The organism is Bartonella silvatica (assembly GCF_040545155.1).
Classification (GTDB): domain Bacteria; phylum Pseudomonadota; class Alphaproteobacteria; order Rhizobiales; family Rhizobiaceae; genus Bartonella; species Bartonella silvatica.
The window spans coordinates 1-16309 of record NZ_JBEPLI010000017.1 but is presented as its reverse complement, the minus strand read 5'-3'; the positions used below and the strand labels follow the sequence as shown (position 1 = coordinate 16309).

Here is a 16309-nt window from a genome sequence, read left to right as displayed (position 1 = left end):
AACCTTTATTTTAGATGAATATTAAGCTGTGCCTTGTGTTACTATTAGATACGCGCTTTCAGCTTCTATTTAACATTTTATCTATTTGACACTTTAATTGAGAAGAAACAAAGTAAACTCGCCCTCTTCCATATCATTGAGATTTTGAGTAATCTCTTATAATATCATCTAAAGCTCTCGCTTATTCCATTATATCTTTTATATCTTTAGAAGAGAGCTTTATATTTTTAAAGCTATAGATTATATAAATTATGTGACCACGCTTTTTCATAAGTTCAAAAAGAAAGGGAGAATCTTTATAGCTTGTTTCTTTAATCTTTGCCGTATCAACAAACATTTTACCTTTACTCGTAACGAGACAATTTAAAGATATCCCAAAACGATTTTTATATATTCACATAGATGCGGGGAGATTTTGCAAACCAATTTTATCATTGTGCATAGTCATTTCGTGAACATAAAAATATTTAGCAAATTTCTCGCATTCCTTGAAATTAAGGAAAAATATATTGCTCGTAATCGTTTTGTGAATTCTGTTTGTGGTTCTTTTTCAAGTCGCGTACAAAAAATTTTCCTAACCTGAAAAAGAATGATACCTTTTATTACTGGTTGTTACCTTGATCAGTTATTCTACACTTAACCCAGCAAAAAAACAAATAGTTTAAGCATGTTTTTAAGCAGAAGTAAGAAACTTAAGACAAACACATAAAAATGAAATCATCATAATATGTTATCCGCATTACAACACCATAATATACTCGTGGTATAACAAACAAAAACGTATCAAAAACCATTGTCTAGTGTGAAAAACATTTGGATATGGTCTCATAAAAGCTAAACACGCTGCTATTAGCTTTGTTGATCTGCCTATTGAACATTTTTTGGATGACCGCGCCCCTAAAATCACCATCCTACTTTTAAAGTAAAGACATACAGAAACTATCTATAGGCTACATCCACGCCGAACATCATTCATAACAAGATTGAAAAAATGGTGGGCCCGGAGGGACTCGAACCCCCAACCAAGCGGTTATGAGCCGCTGGCTCTAACCAATTGAGCTACAGGCCCCACAAAGACTGCTTCTCTCTAAACTAAAACGCCTTATGATACAAGAGCCTACCTAAATTATAATCAATCTTTTTTCTTTTTTTATCGGTTTTTTTAAATAGTACCCTAATTTCTTTACAAGAACTCCCTAAAATGAGAAAGTAGTAAACTGATAAATTATAAAGGAGCAGATATGAAAAAAATAATTTTCCACCCCCTGAATCATTGTAGAGCTAAAATAGCTATAATAGCACTTGCACTGCTGGCAAGTTCACTCTCTATACACGCTGAAGAAAACACAATGAAAAGACCAACGATTACAGTTACTGCTACAGGCGAAAGCCAAGCAGCACCAGATATGGCTATTATCAATCTCGCTGTTGTTACAGAAGATAAAACGGCTCAAAAAGCACTCGCTGCCAATAATAATTCTATGAATGATATTATAAACGCGTTTAAAAACAATGGCATCCAAGCAAATGATTTACAAACATCAGGTCTATCCATTTATCAAATGGACTCAAATAAACATCACGAAAAAAAGAACAATGAAAAACTGTATCATGTTTCAAACTCTTTAACAGTGCGCATTCGTGATCTCGCTAATGCTGGTAAAATATTTGACCAAGCAATGGCACTGGGTGTTAACTCAGTTAATGGTATCACTTTTACCAATGCTGATACAAAGACTTTTTATCAAAAAGCGCGTAAAAAAGCAATCGCTGAAGCTATTGAAAAGGCTGAAACAATAGCACAAGCTGCAAATTTAAAATTAGGAAAAATCATTGAAATTAATGAAAATCATGACAGCTATTACCCTACAGCACGTCTCATGCGCGCCACAGCAGACACAAGCCACACCAGTACGAACTTTGCAGGGGGAGAATTGGGCTATAATGTCAGTGTTACAATGGTATTTGCTATAGATTAAGTTGTATTCTATTATCGATCATTGCGTGAGACAATTGATATCACTGGTCTTCGTGAATAAGGCCAGTGATGTAATTGAGGTAATCTTCTTCAGATGATAATTCATCTTCACAAACTTCTATCTTCCCACGAGCAGAAAATTGTGTCTGATGCACCGTCTGGCAATTTCCTGATATCAGTGGATGCCACCATTGAAGATCTTTCCCCTCACTAACCAACCGATAAGCACAACTCTCTGGAAGCCAGCGGGCCGATTTCACTGTTGCAACATCCAACGCTATACAATCTGGAACAATTGATTGACGATGAGCATAATCCTGACACAGACAAGTTTCCCTATCTAAAAGACGACAAGCAACACTGGTTGCATAGACATCACCAGTATCATCATCTTCTACTTTGTGCAAACAACAACACCCACAACCATCACAAAGGCTTTCCCACTCAGAAACAGACATTTCTTCTAGTTTTTTTACTTTCCAAAAGGGAGTTTCTTTATTCATAAAATTATCGCTATCTTCTTGAAATGAAAAAGTCAGAATATTCGTTATAAACATTTATAAAAAACATGTAACTTTAAGTATTTTACAATATAAAGCAGTATAATATAATCCACACGCAATCTGTGGCTTGTATAAAGGAATATAAATCACTAACCTGCAATATAAGTCATTCGTGTAAACTCTCTCATCATACAGAAAGCATATCTTAGTTACCCAAAAATAGAGAGATTTCAATCGTAATAAAATATTTTAAATCACATCTCTTAATAAACCGACCACTTCAAATAGAACAAATGCCAAAACGAGGAGAAATATTGACTAGAGTTCATTTTATCCGGACAATCCACAATATAGCCCCCTATTTTTCTCAAGAAGCACCTTAAGAACAATATAATATGTTTTTAATCCATATTTATGCTCAAAAAAATCGTTTTTAAAATGCACGAACTTTTACTAAGAATCGAGAAAACTACGTAATTTGCGTGAACGACTTGGATGTTTCAACTTACGAAGTGCCTTTGCTTCAATCTGACGAATACGCTCTCGTGTTACCGAAAATTGCTGACCAACTTCTTCCAACGTATGGTCTGTATTCATCCCTATACCAAACCGCATTCGTAAAACACGCTCTTCACGTGGTGTTAATGAAGCAAGTACACGTGTTGTCGTATCTCGAAGATTCGCCTGAATAGCTGCATCAATCGGCAATAATGCATTCCGATCCTCAATAAAATCACCTAAATGGGAATCATCTTCATCCCCTACAGGAGTTTCAAGCGAAATCGGCTCTTTCGCAATTTTAAGAACTTTTCGCACTTTTTCTAAAGGCATGGAAAGCTTGCTAGACAACTCTTCTGGTGTGGGCTCACGCCCAATCTCATGTAAAATCTGACGTGATGTGCGAACGATTTTGTTAATTGTTTCAATCATATGAACAGGGATACGAATGGTACGTGCCTGATCAGCAATTGAACGGGTAATCGCCTGACGAATCCACCATGTGGCATAAGTTGAAAACTTATAACCGCGCCGATATTCAAACTTGTCCACGGCTTTCATCAAACCGATATTGCCTTCTTGAATAAGATCCAAAAACTGCAAACCGCGATTGGTGTATTTTTTTGCAATCGAAATTACAAGACGGAGATTGGCTTCCACCATTTCCTTTTTCGCAATTGTTGACTCGCGTTCACCTTTCTGAACTTGCGTAACGATCCGACGAAACTCACTAATAGAAATAGCCGTTTCTTGTGCAAGATTTTGTATTTCGCTCCTCAAACTTTGAATTGTTTTCGCTTCACGCGTAGAAAACTCTTGCCAACCGCGTCCTGGCAAAGTAGCGATGTAATTCATCCAATCTGCATCTAACTCTCGCCCTTGATATTCTTTTAAAAAATCTTCATGACCAACACCATAACTGTTAGCAACTCGTTTTAGTTTACCCTCATTATGAATCAGTCTTTTATTTATATCGTAAAGCTGCTCAACCAAAGATTCGATACGGCTTTGATTTAAAGAGAGAGATTTTACTGCTTGAATCAACTCGCTTTTTAATTGAATATATTTTTTCTTTTGAGAAGATGAAAGGGCTCCTTCCTTACGCTCTGCTAAACTGCTTTCAACATGCTGATCTTGCAATTTTCGCAACTTTACATAGGTTTGAGCAATGAAATCCAATGTTTCCATGACTTGAGGATAAAGTTCATTTTCCATTGCAGCGAGTGACAAATTAACGTCATCCTCGTCTTCTTCATCATCCTCAATGCTTCGATCTCCAGTTGTCCCCTCTGCATTACGCGTGCTAGAAAACTTTTTTTCTTCTTTTTCCTTATTAATTTCACTTGCTTCAACGATGGGGGCTTGTTTAGCTTCTGGACCCGCATAAGTCATTTCAAGGTCAATAATTTCACGAAGAAGAATACGCTGATCTTTTAACTCTTCACGCCAAATAATAAGAGCCTGAAAAGTTAAGGGACTCTCACAAAGACCTGCTATCATTGTTTCACGCCCAGCTTCAATACGCTTAGCAATAGCAATTTCGCCCTCCCGCGAAAGCAGCTCCACGGCACCCATCTCACGCAAATACATACGCACTGGATCATCAGTACGGTCAGTTACCTCACGTTTATTCGTTACCGTTGCAACGGCATGGCTAGAGGCTTCAACTAAATCACCACCTTCAACCGTAGCCTCTTCGTCATCACGTTCGGACTCGACCTCATCTTCATCATCAACAACATTCACTCCCATATCAGAGAACATTGCTAAGATATCTTCAATTTGTTCAGATGTAACCTCATCAGAAGGAAGAACTGCATTCAATTCATCCATCGTCACATAACCATTTTTTTTGGCCAGCTTAACCATTTTCTTGATGGCACTATCAGAAAAATCAAGAAGAGGACTATCCAAATTTTCTTGGCTTGTTACTTCTACATTATTTTTCTGTTTAACCTTTGTTGCCATACTGTAACTCCACTCGATCACTCACGCAGCTTCTCCGTGACCAGCTTTTGTGTTATCACCTAATTTATGAACAGTTCCTCATAACACCCCCCTCTTAGAGGAGATGATTATGTGCAAGAATACATTTCACATACACCCTTCATTCACGCAAAAACACGGGAAAACCCCAGAAGTTTCCCCGACTCCTCTCAGCCTTTCTGAGACAATCTCTATACCCTACCGTAAAAACCAATTTCCCGCTTTTCCTAAAATTTAATCGTTATTCTTTATAAAATGTCGCTCTACATAAACTTCCTTACCTTAAACTCTAGGTGACTGATTCGCATCAAAAAAGCGAATCATTTTATCGTATCTTGCTTATTCCTGTCTATTTTTTCATCCAACCAACTTCCGAATCCTTCAATGACTGCTTCTGTTGCTCGCATCTGCTCTAGCTCACTTTTTATCTCACGAAACAGATCGAAAACCTCACTGTTAGGGTTTTCTATGAGTTGTTCTTCAATATCTTGTAATCTCTTATGTAGGTGGTATTCTCGAAGATGCAAGTATATAGCCTGCTTTAATATAGCACGAGCATCTTCTATAGGTGCTCCACCAACAACCGCGCGCATACCAATATGATACACAAGATATTTCATACGTTCTAACAAGGCTTTTTGCCCTCTTTCTTCCAAGAGCGCAATCATCGTCTTTTTATTATGAAGCTGCTGATCACCAAGAATTTCTAACATAGACTGATGAAAATACATTAATTGTTTATTTTGTAACTCCAATTCAATAAGAGTTTCAAAGTTTTCATGCCATAACTCAGGATAGTAAACGAGAATAAGTAAAATAACAGCCTCACGCAAGGGGATAGATTGTGAAGAGTTACGTACAATATCGGAGTTTGCCAAAACAGAAAAAGGCTGACTTTTTAATTCTCTATTTTGCGGAGATGAACGATATCTTTCTATATCCTTTTTTTTCGAAAAAGAAGAACGAAAAAAATCAAAAAGCCGTTTCTTTACGTCATGTAAGTAATAACGACGTATATCTTCATCTTTAATCGTAAAGATTTTCTGTTTCAGTTGTTTTTCCAGTGATGCTCGTTCCTCTGGGGTTTCAAAACTCTTTCCATAAGTAAAATGCCACCATAAAAGCTCAATCAATGGCGTTGCCTGTTCTATAAAAGAAGTAAAAAGTTTTGTACCACCGGTAGAGATAATTTCATCTGGATCTTTACCTTGTGGTAACAAAATAAAACGCACAGACACCCCTGCCTTTAACAGAGGCAATACACGATCCACAACACGAAAAGCAGCTTTTAAACCAGCATTATCGCCATCAAAACATAAAATAGGATCAGGCTCTATCTGCCATAAAAGCCCAATTTGCGTTTCCGTTAAAGCTGTTCCCAAAGGGGCAACAACTCGCTCAAAACCAGCTTTTGTCAACGCAATGACATCCATATATCCCTCAACAACAAGGAGTGGATGAAAATTTTTATCATGAGCTAGGCGACTATTTTTTCGTGCTGCTGCGGCGTTATAAAGTATATTTCCCTTATGAAACAAAGCTGTTTCAGGACTATTAAGATATTTTGCTGGTGTATCCTTTTCTAACGCACGTCCTCCAAAAGCAACGATACGCCCACGTAAATCTTCAATAGGAAACATAATACGATTTCTAAATCGGTCGTAGGAAACCGTATGATCTTCACGTAGTTTTAGAAGTCCACAATCTTCCATTTGTTTCATTGAAACCCCACGTACCCTTAAAGCCTCTTGCAAAGCTGTACGCCTGATGGGAGCAAACCCAATTCGAAAACGCTCTGCCAATTTTGGGGATACACCACGCGCATCAAGATAGCGACGCGCCTCCATACCCTCTCTCGTAAGTAAGTTTTGTTGAAAAAAATCAGCAGCTATTTTCATAACATCATAAAGATCAGCTTTTTTTATTTGATCTTGATGACTTTGTGAATCAAAAAGAGGTAATTTTACTCCTGCCAAGTCAGCTAAGCGCTCTACACTTTCTGAAAAATGCAATCCATCAAGTTCACAAAGAAAAGTAAAAATATCACCACTCACACCGCAACCAAAACAATAGTAACGACCTTTACGATCATCACAATGAAAACTTGGAGTCTTCTCACTATGAAATGGACAGCAGCACCAAAAGTCTCCTCGCGAAGGTCTACTTTTTTGGGGATCAAACTTCACCCTTTGTCCAATCACGGTTGAAATTGGTAATCGCGTACGAAGCTCATCAAGGAAATCAGATGAAAAGTGCATTATCTCTCACAGAGTTTTAAAATTCTTTTTTGCATATTTAACGACTTTAGAGCATAATTCCAATAATCCCTCTTAAGTGGTTGAAGATTTTTTTAAAAGTTTACCCCGGTATTTTCAAAAATGGAGCGTAAAAAAAGTGATCAAATTTCTTGTTCAATATCCGCTATTAGAATCCATTGCTTGGATCATTATTCTTATCATCATTGCGTTTTTAGTCAATTTTTTAGCCAAAAACCTGCTCTTTCACGCCGCAAAACGACTTTCTTTTTTTCTACCTAAAAATACAAACGCTGATATTGAGCATACCATTCAGTACGTATCAAATATTATTGCAGCCTTTACTCTTTCAATCGGCATTAACTTTATTCCAACATTGCCTGATGCACTCCGTACGGTTATAAACAACGTTGCTAATGCCTTTATTATTTTTGTTGTTGCCTTGGCCGTTTCTTCTTTTCTTAACGTGGTTAATGTCCTTTATGAACAACGTCCAACAGCACGTCTAAAACCAATAAAAGGTTATATTCAAATCGCTAAAATTGCGCTTTTTGCTATCTCTGCCATTCTGATGATAGCCACATTAATTGACCGCTCTCCCCTTATCCTTTTATCCGGTCTTGGTGCAATGGCTGCCGTCCTCATGCTGATTTTCCAAGACACCTTGCTTTCTCTCATTGCAGGAATCCAAATCTCCTCCACCGATATGGTCCGTGTTGGTGATTGGATACAAATCCCCAGTTTAGATGTAGATGGTGATGTTACTGAAATTGCACTCCATACTGTTAAAGTACAAAACTTTGATAAAACAATCACGACCGTGCCCATCCGTAAACTTGTAACTGACCCTTTTAAAAATTGGCGCGGTATGGAAGAGGCCGGTGGGCGGCGCATTAAACGGTCACTTTTTATTGATCAATCAAGCATCCGTTTCCATACAAAAGAAGAACAAGAATATCTTTCCCGATTTAATTTATTAGAAAACTATTTTACACAAAAAATATCAGAAATTAATGAATGGAACACGCATCTGAATAAAAATAATGATGTATTAGCCAATACTCGCCGTTTAACTAACATTGGAACATTCCGTGCTTATATTTTTTCTTACCTCGAAAAACATCCCAACATAGAACAAAATATGACTCTAATGGCGCGACAACTCCCCCCCACCCCGAATGGTCTCCCATTGGAAATCTATTGCTTTACCAACACAACTGTTTGGCTGGAATATGAAGGGATTCAATCTGATATCTTTGATCACCTTTATTCTATTCTTCCTAGTTTTGGTCTCAAAATTTTTCAAAATCCAAGTGGCCACGATTTTCATTATATAAGAGATGTAAGAGGAGCGGAAGAAAAAGTATCATGAATGGTTCACTGGTACTCCTTCATCTTGCAGGTGCAGTCTCTTTACTTCTTTGGGCCACACGCATGGTGCGCACAGGTATTGAACGTGCATATGGTGATACGCTTAAATATAAAATGCGTCACGTTATATCTAGGCCTTTATTTGCTATAAGTTTTGGACTTTTTTCAGCAATGATTTTACAAAGTTCTACAGCAATAACACTCCTTGTTGGTTCTTTTGTTGAATCTGGTTTTGTCTCAGGACTAGCAGGTCTTATGGCTGTACGAGGAGGAGAACTAGGATCAGCATTAGTTGTTAAAATTCTCTCCTATGATCTAACGATCGCCGTTCCGCTATGCCTTTTAATTGGTACTTGTATTTTCATGACAACTGAAAAGCGTGATTGGCGTCAAATAGGACGTATTTTTATAGGCATTGGTCTTTTGATTTTGTCTTTACAAATGATAAGCACAGCCACAGAACCTTTACGTGACAGTGCCATTTTACCGAGCATTATTCATTACCTTTCAACCGATCCTGTTTCTACTTTTTTATTAGCAGCCATATTAACTTACTTGTTACATTCATCCATCGCAGGAATTATTTTGCTCGTCAATTTCGCCAACTACGATCTTATCCATTCACAATTATGTGTTATAATGGTCCTTGGCGTTAACTTTGGTTCTTCTCTTATAGCACCGCTTTTAACACGCAACGCCTCTCCTAATACCCGCCTGATTCCCTTGGGCAATTTACTCATGCGCGGGGCTGGTTCTATTCTTGTTCTTATATTGTTTCTCATCTTTCAACCCCCCATCACATGGCTGGGCAATAATACCTCTACTCAAGTTATAAATACTCATATTATTTTTAATATTTTTATTCTCCTTGCGGGAGTACCACTTTCAAAATGGGTTCTCAAACTAACTGCAAAAATTGTTCACATAAGTACAAAAAAAGCACCAACTGACAAAATGCTTAATTTATCTGATCAAACAGCTCTCGATGACAGTGTTCTTGAACGCCCAACTTTAGCACTTTCTAATGCTATGCGTGAGGTCATCCATATTTGTGACCTTGTGGATATTATGCTCGAAAAAATTATGGAGCTTTATGAAAAACCTGATCCCAATATTATCCGTGAGCTCAACCAGCTGAACACTGTATTGGATAAAAAGCATATCGCAATTAAACTTTATCTCGCACGATTGTCTGGACAAAAATTGTCCGACACAGAAGCCCTTCAAACACAAGAGCTGCTAGGAGCTTGTATAAAGCTGGATCAAGCAGGCGATATTATCTTTCATAATATGCTTATGCTGGTTAAAAAGAAACAACAAAAAGGATTACAATTCAGTAAAGATGGGTGGAATGACCTTCTTCGTTTCCACGCCATTGTTCTCGCCAATGCCCATATCGCATTTAATGTCCTTGTCTCACGTGATACACACACCGCTCATTTGCTCGTGCAGAAAAAAGATCAACTCCGAAATTTAGAAAAAGAAATGAGTTTAAAGCATTTTAAACGTCTTCGTGAAGGTGATCTCCAAAATGTGGAATCGTCGAGCCTTCACCTTGACACTGTACGTGACTTAAAACAAATAAACTCGCTTTTAACCTCAATGATTTATCCAATTTTAGAAGCGCAAGGTCTTCTCCAAAGTTCACGCCTACGTAGTCCTACTGAACCACAAACAAATGAATGAATCTTAAAACTTTTGGACTGTTTGAATGACGCCCTATCGGTTATTAAACCTAAAATATTTACCCTGATCTATGTCCTTGTAAGAGTAACATGACGCTACGACACTATCAATATAAAAACTCATCCAATAAAATGAAAATATCAGTAAAATTACAATGATGTATTAATTTTTTAGAGATTCAAACCACTGCAATTTCTTGATAAAATGCTAAACAGAAATATTATTTATAATTGTAAGAACTCTTGTTATTCACTTGGGAAGTTTCTTTTCAAAGTTTTAAAGAATCCATTTTTCTTGTTCCTTCAGTTATATCATTTTACTTTTACAAAGCTTATTTTGGACATTCATAAAATGATATACTTATAAATATACTATCTATATTATCAATTTATTTGGCAGATATATTTTCTGTTTATCAAAAATGATTGTTATTTTTAGCGCTTTTTGATATAATAATAAAAGTTTTGTATATTTGTTATTTTATAGAATATGACACTGCTACATAAGTTCCGTTAGCTACAAAGCCCGTAAAGTGAAAACTTCAAAAAAAACTTCCATCAGCAGTGCCCTCTTCTAAATCTTAAACACAAAGGCATAAATCTTGACGTTAGTGAATTTTCTCCTAGTTAGTTCTATTAGCAAAGGAAAATATCATGGAAAACGCAAACATTGGCTGGATTGCAGCTATTATTATCGGTGGCCTTGCAGGTTGGGCTGCGCAATATCTTATGAAAAGTCAGACAGGAGTATTTCTAAATATCATTTTAGGAATTATTGGAGCTATATTAGCAAGTTTTCTTTTTAGCCTCTTAGGTGTAAATTTTACAGGCTGGCTTGGCTATCTTGTTTCCGGTTTTATAGGCGCTTGTATTCTTATATGGGTAGGGCGCAAAATTCGATCATAGAGTATTTTGCCTAGGATCTTTTAATGCTAGATAAAATAATTGAAATGTTTTTGCCGTAATCTTAAAAATTTCTGCGAGAAGAAAGTGGGAGTGAAGCACTTAAACTGCAATATTTTTGCATCAACGCTATTATATCCTCAAACGAGAGGGAGCAACAATCTTTATAACGCATCATCCTTCAATCAATATATTACAGCTCTATTTTTAATATTAGAATTGGTCAAACCTTAAGTATAAGATTGACATGACTTTTATAAAGATAACATACATATATTACTGTTTTTAAAATTTAATTTGTTTTAATATTGATTTTTCTTAAATCCTTACCTCTACTTAAACTTTAATAATGCAATACACTAACTCCATTTAAGCATTTCCTGCAAAACTGTAATATCAGCATAATCACCGCATATTATTATAAAATGACAGCTAACTCTTTTTAAAACGACTTCATAATTACGTACTCCATTAAAAATAGCATCTGCCTCCACAAACCTCTTCTGAATTTCATAAATGCAAAAGAGTTTTTTTTCTAATATACGTAAAGAATAACAGAAATATATAAGAACACTTCAAAAGTAATTTAATATAATTTTTAAAGTATTTCATAAATAAAATAATTTATATTTAAATATATCTATACAATAATTCATAATTACTATAATTGCACTACAATTAAATAACTCACTGTATGATAAATATTATCATATTTCTAATCAATATACAAAACTTACCCTTTTCTCATTCAAAAAACTTTGAATGCATTTATGTAATACAATTATAAAGGTCACATCTTTTTAATGAAAGGCACCATTATGCTCTTAACTGCCACTGTTTCAAAAGCTATATCACCATCTTTAATAAATGTAGCCAATTATTTTAAAGAATAATCTTTTGAAACTTTTCTTTTTGTTGTATTTTCATACAAAACACCACGATCCATATTATACGGAGCATATCCATTAACTCTCCCTTTTTTTGATAAATAATTTTTCATTTGCAAAAAATGCAGCTACTTCATGCCCGTTTATGATCAAATTGATGAATGGTTCTTTGCCCACTGATTTCATTTTATCAACATAGCTAAAATCATCTGATGGAACTCGTAGTGCTTTATTTGATAGTATGCTGGAACCATATGTTGTATTTTGAACTGATTTAGCTTTGTAATGAGTGAATTCAGTTTTATAATGATTGTTTAGGTTAAAGTAATCGAAATAAGGATTAAATTGAGAGATATTATTACCAAGACATATGATACGACCATTATCTCTATGTCTAAAGATGGTTTCACATAAACTAATTAATTTTTCTGGTTCATTTTTTAAATATTTGTTTTGTGCACAAATATATTCTTCAAGCATAATTGTCTTAACGTGAGGAAAAGAAACTGATTTATATTGGTTTGCCATTGATAAAGGAATGAGATAACCACATATTTTATCATTAGCAGCTTTATAAATACTTGGTTTTCTATAAGATATTTTTTACCTTTTTAGATTCAGCATCACCTCTTTGTTGTGAAAGACTGTCTAAATCTTCATCCATCATATTGTCATTATATATGATGGAATCACCTTCTGTACGGAATTCAAATGGTTTTATAACATTTTCGAGTTCTAAAACGTTGAACATATTATGTGAAACACGTTGTAATTCCTCTTTAGAACGTCTCACATAAATACCTCTTTTCATATGCATTACAAACAAATTTTAAAAGTACTAAATGTTTTTTTCCAATCCCCTCATCAAGAAAGTTCCATAAGGCATCATATGAAAGGGCTTTAGATAAAGCGCAATAGATTATTCACCTTATTTTTTTATGGAGATGTAATCCATCAATATATTTTCTACATAGCTTTTTTAAAATACTCTTCGCGGAAAGTTTTCTTCTCTCTTTCCATTTAAAATCTTGCTGCTTTTGTATTTCTACATTATAGGAAGTACTTATTTATATTATCCAGCATAGCATGCGGAATACGGTTTTAGATGTGGAGAAAAATGATGTCTGATTCCAAGAATTCCATTGCGCCATCTATAAAGTGGCTCTCTGATCAAGAGCCTCTCATACCAGAAAACGTTCGTGATTGGCTCATGGAATTAGGATCCATGACCCTTCGACTAAAAAAATACTGTTCCTGCCTCCGTGTAGAGCCACAACGTGAATGTTTTATTACGCAAGATAAATTACAAAAAGAAGAAGCAGAACATCTTCCTAAGAGTGCGCGTTATTGGCTACGTGAAGTGATATTGATGGGAGATAATCATCCGTGGCTTTTTGGACGCACCATTATTCCACAAGAAACTCTCCTTGAGAAAAACCAAGCATTAATGCATTTGGGAACGACACCATTGGGACACTATTTATTTAATAGTGGTCAATTAACCCGCGATTACATTCATATTGGCCGGCAAGGTGAATTATGGGCACGCCGTTCTCGTTTGCGATTAGCAGACAAACCATTGTTACTTACCGAACTGTTTTTTATAGCTTCACCACTTTACACAATAAAGCCAGCATAAATAATGGTGCCTTCCCCAGATTACACATAATTTATGGACTTTAAGGCTCTTTTTAAGGGTTCAAAAAATTAAAACTTATAAGCTCCCTCAAAAACATATTATGAAGAACTCTTCTTAAACTATTTTTTTAAGCCATCTTAATTTCTCTAAAATTTTTTCCATATTAAAGGCAATAGTCCTTTTTAGAAAAGTAAATAATTGATAATCTTTTAGCCTATTTAGTGAGGTAAATACTTGTAAAACAAAGCAGAATATAAAAGTATTGAGTGTTTCTAGGACTCCTAACAAATCTTTATTTTTCAACAAATTAGGAATATATCTAAATTATCGTTGCAAAAATTTATCTGGATAGTCTGGGACAGTTAGAATATTTGGAAACCAAATCAATACTTATACCAACATTTCAACCATAACAATTCCATAAGATATCATATATTGATTTATAAAAATAATGCACTTTTTCTCATGTTGAATAAACGTCCCTAATATCACAGGTTTCTCTCATTCCAGACCTGTTTTTGTTAAATCAACCAAAACCATCCGCTTACATATTACAGGTGATATTAGTGTGTAGGTAAAACTGTATAAGCAAGGAATAAACATGCCTCTTATGAACTTATCTTAGCAAGAGCTGTAGAAACCCATGAACCAGCCAATATCATGATGGTGCCGGCTTACTTCTTTGTAAACCTAAAGATGGGAACTCCCAATGACTTTATCGTTATACATTGAAGACTCTTTCAAATATTTTTCAAATTTCCCCACCATAAAAAACAAAATTTTTGCAGCAGAGCATGATAAAAAATAGCATCATGATGAAAAAGAGAGAATTTATTCCGATCAAGTCATTTCGAGTCTCCTTGCCCAACGTATCTTTGTAAATAAAGAACCAAAAACACCGCGATGACAAACAAACATCGTAGGAAAAATGGTAATATGATATCCTATTTGTTTCTCCTGTTTTAAAATATAAATTATAATAACAGTTTCTCTACCGTCGTTAAAACGCAGACATATCAAAAAACTCTATTGTGAAAAACTTATCCCCCCTAACAACTACTTATTATGACCCATTACGCAATCATTTAAACTAAGGTAATAGAAAAATTTAAATATAATGCAATCAGCCTCACTTAAATCCACTCTCAACTAGAATCACTTCCATTCGAGCATAATAATGCAAAATTATTATATCACTTAGTCTATTTCTAAACGCATAAAATCATATGCTTTGCGAATATAAATTATAAAGCCAAGCAAACAACACCCAGCCAGTAATGCGGCCATGGTTTGTGGACTATGCCCAGATATTTTTCCAATAACTGCTGCACTCAAGGCAGCACTGCCTAATTGTAAAGCCCCCATAACACCAGAAGCAGCCCCAGCAGCTTGCGGGTGCGAAGCAATAGCCAACGCTGTCCCTAAAGGCAATAAAAAACCATTGCCAAAAGTAAGAATAGCAATGGCGACAAAACTTGTCACAAGGGGCCACGGGCTTACATACATTTGTAAGCCAAACAGCACGCCTCCTATCACAAAAATAATATAACCACGCCATACAGTTCTTTCCATAGATTCTCGCTTAAAAAACCACTTCGCCACAAGATTCCCCAAAACATAAGGAAGAGAAACACTGATATAACTATAGCCAATATGTATTGGTGATAATCCAAAACTCATAAGTAAAAAAGGTGATTCTGCAATATAAGCAAAATAAGCTGCGTAAGAAAAACATGGAATAAGTGCATAAAAAACAAACTGCTTATTTTTAAAAACTCCCAAACACCCCTGCATAAATCCAACAACAGAAAAGTGCTGACGCTTTTGAAGTGGAACAGTTTCCTTAAACACAAAAAAACACAAAAAAATGGTTAGAACTATAAACAAACTTAAAAAGATAAAAGTCGCTTGCCAATTAAAAGCCTGTAATAATATCCCCCCAATTGAAGGTGCTAATGCTGGTGACATTCCAATAAAGGGAAAGACAATCAAATAAAGTTTTCCTGCTTCTTTTTTATCCAATAAATCATTGATAATAGCACGACTTAACACAAGCCCTGCACAAGCCCCAAGCCCTTGTAAGAAGCGCAGTAGAAGAAAAGCATGGATACTCTCTGTATAAATGACACTAAATGTAGTGAATAACCATAAAAATAAGCCAAATAGAAGTGTTTTTTTTCGCCCAAAATTATCACTCAGTGGTCCATAAATGAGCTGCCCCACCGCTAATGCAAACAGAAAAACCGCCATGGTATTCTGGATCTGAGATTGAGACACTTTATAGTATTGACACATCTCTCCAAGTGCCGGAAGAAAAATATCTGTAGAAATTAGACCTCCTGTTGATAAACATATTATAAATATAATGAATGGCAGTGTATATTTATGATTCATGGGAGAAAAGCACACTTTGAAATTTTAAATTGATATTTAAATATAACCTTATTTTCTATTTATTAACAGATAATATATAAATACTTTAACTATAAAAAAATTTACTTTTTATTGGTTTCATATAAAGTATTTTTTTCTTCCCAAATAAATATTTTTAACATGCCCTCTTGCCATGAAAGTACCATCAACAACATCCCCCATAATCAACTT

12 protein-coding genes and 1 tRNA gene are annotated in these 16309 nt (G+C 35.4%); 6 read left to right on the top strand and 7 right to left on the bottom strand.

The window, feature by feature from the left end:
* Positions 1 to 992: 992 nt before the first annotated feature.
* A tRNA-Ile gene (locus tag ABID23_RS06405) sits at positions 993 to 1069 on the bottom strand.
* Positions 1070 to 1241: 172 nt separating this feature from the next.
* Between ABID23_RS06405 and ABID23_RS06400 the strand changes: the two genes are divergently transcribed.
* Positions 1242 to 1979, top strand: a complete 738-nt coding sequence (locus ABID23_RS06400) for an SIMPL domain-containing protein (RefSeq protein WP_354190447.1) — start codon at positions 1242 to 1244, stop codon at positions 1977 to 1979.
* Between the two features lie 40 nt (positions 1980 to 2019).
* Here the strand turns inward: ABID23_RS06400 and ABID23_RS06395 are convergent, their stop codons facing one another.
* Positions 2020 to 2481 (bottom strand): YcgN family cysteine cluster protein, encoded by a 462-nt coding sequence (locus tag ABID23_RS06395; protein WP_354190445.1) that lies wholly within the window; start codon positions 2479 to 2481, stop codon positions 2020 to 2022.
* A 453-nt stretch (positions 2482 to 2934) separates the two neighbouring features.
* Positions 2935 to 4947, bottom strand: a complete 2013-nt coding sequence (gene rpoD / locus ABID23_RS06390; RefSeq protein ID WP_354190443.1) for an RNA polymerase sigma factor RpoD — start codon at positions 4945 to 4947, stop codon at positions 2935 to 2937.
* A gap of 109 nt (positions 4948 to 5056) precedes the next feature.
* Here rpoD and ABID23_RS06385 point away from each other — a divergent pair, with 109 nt between their 5' ends.
* Positions 5057 to 5203 (top strand): hypothetical protein, encoded by a 147-nt coding sequence (locus tag ABID23_RS06385; protein WP_354190441.1) that lies wholly within the window; start codon positions 5057 to 5059, stop codon positions 5201 to 5203.
* An 82-nt stretch (positions 5204 to 5285) separates the two neighbouring features.
* Here ABID23_RS06385 and dnaG read toward each other — a convergent pair whose 3' ends face one another.
* On the bottom strand, positions 5286 to 7223 hold the full coding sequence (gene dnaG / locus ABID23_RS06380; RefSeq protein ID WP_354190439.1) for a DNA primase: 1938 nt from the start codon (positions 7221 to 7223) through the stop codon (positions 5286 to 5288).
* 136 nt (positions 7224 to 7359) lie between these two features.
* Between dnaG and ABID23_RS06375 the strand changes: the two genes are divergently transcribed.
* The 3 genes from ABID23_RS06375 to ABID23_RS06365 all read left to right on the top strand — a co-directional run bounded on the left by ABID23_RS06375 (position 7360) and on the right by ABID23_RS06365 (position 11182).
* Complete coding sequence (locus ABID23_RS06375; RefSeq protein WP_354190437.1) at positions 7360 to 8592, top strand: mechanosensitive ion channel family protein; 1233 nt, start codon at positions 7360 to 7362, stop codon at positions 8590 to 8592.
* Positions 8589 to 10277 (top strand): Na/Pi cotransporter family protein, encoded by a 1689-nt coding sequence (locus ABID23_RS06370; RefSeq protein ID WP_354190435.1) that lies wholly within the window; start codon positions 8589 to 8591, stop codon positions 10275 to 10277. Before ABID23_RS06375 ends, ABID23_RS06370 begins: the two co-directional genes overlap by 4 nt.
* Before the next feature lie 653 nt (positions 10278 to 10930).
* Entirely contained in the window at positions 10931 to 11182 is a 252-nt protein-coding gene (locus tag ABID23_RS06365; RefSeq protein WP_354190433.1) for a GlsB/YeaQ/YmgE family stress response membrane protein, read from the top strand.
* Positions 11183 to 12144: 962 nt separating this feature from the next.
* On the opposite strand, the gene ABID23_RS06360 is transcribed toward ABID23_RS06365, so the two are convergent.
* Together ABID23_RS06360 and ABID23_RS06355 are read right to left on the bottom strand one after the other, a co-directional pair.
* On the bottom strand, positions 12145 to 12621 hold the full coding sequence (locus tag ABID23_RS06360) for a phage DNA encapsidation protein (protein WP_354190467.1): 477 nt from the start codon (positions 12619 to 12621) through the stop codon (positions 12145 to 12147).
* Between the two features lie 34 nt (positions 12622 to 12655).
* Positions 12656 to 12859 carry a hypothetical protein gene (locus tag ABID23_RS06355; protein ID WP_354190431.1) on the bottom strand — a complete coding sequence of 68 codons (204 nt, stop codon included), beginning with the start codon at positions 12857 to 12859 and terminating at the stop codon, positions 12656 to 12658.
* A 324-nt stretch (positions 12860 to 13183) separates the two neighbouring features.
* On the opposite strand from ABID23_RS06355, the gene ubiC reads away from it, so the two are divergent.
* Entirely contained in the window at positions 13184 to 13705 is a 522-nt protein-coding gene (ubiC, locus tag ABID23_RS06350) for a chorismate lyase (RefSeq protein WP_354190429.1), read from the top strand.
* 1197 nt (positions 13706 to 14902) lie between these two features.
* Here ubiC and ABID23_RS06345 read toward each other — a convergent pair.
* Entirely contained in the window at positions 14903 to 16099 is a 1197-nt protein-coding gene (locus ABID23_RS06345; protein ID WP_354190427.1) for a multidrug effflux MFS transporter, read from the bottom strand.
* Between the last annotated feature and the right edge of the window lie 210 nt (positions 16100 to 16309).

Excerpts from the sequence above, each read along its gene's own strand:
- dnaG (WP_354190439.1), bottom strand. The coding sequence starts at position 7,223 with ATGCACTTTTCATCTGATTTCCTTGATGAGCTTCGTACGCGATTACCA.
- rpoD (WP_354190443.1), bottom strand. The coding sequence starts at position 4,947 with ATGGCAACAAAGGTTAAACAGAAAAATAATGTAGAAGTAACAAGCCAA.
- ABID23_RS06345 (WP_354190427.1), bottom strand. The coding sequence starts at position 16,099 with ATGAATCATAAATATACACTGCCATTCATTATATTTATAATATGTTTA.
- ubiC (WP_354190429.1), top strand. The coding sequence starts at position 13,184 with ATGATGTCTGATTCCAAGAATTCCATTGCGCCATCTATAAAGTGGCTC.
- ABID23_RS06385 (WP_354190441.1), top strand. The coding sequence starts at position 5,057 with ATGTGCAAGAATACATTTCACATACACCCTTCATTCACGCAAAAACAC.
- ABID23_RS06365 (WP_354190433.1), top strand. The coding sequence starts at position 10,931 with ATGGAAAACGCAAACATTGGCTGGATTGCAGCTATTATTATCGGTGGC.
- ABID23_RS06370 (WP_354190435.1), top strand. The coding sequence starts at position 8,589 with ATGAATGGTTCACTGGTACTCCTTCATCTTGCAGGTGCAGTCTCTTTA.
- ABID23_RS06395 (WP_354190445.1), bottom strand. The coding sequence starts at position 2,481 with ATGAATAAAGAAACTCCCTTTTGGAAAGTAAAAAAACTAGAAGAAATG.
- ABID23_RS06400 (WP_354190447.1), top strand. The coding sequence starts at position 1,242 with ATGAAAAAAATAATTTTCCACCCCCTGAATCATTGTAGAGCTAAAATA.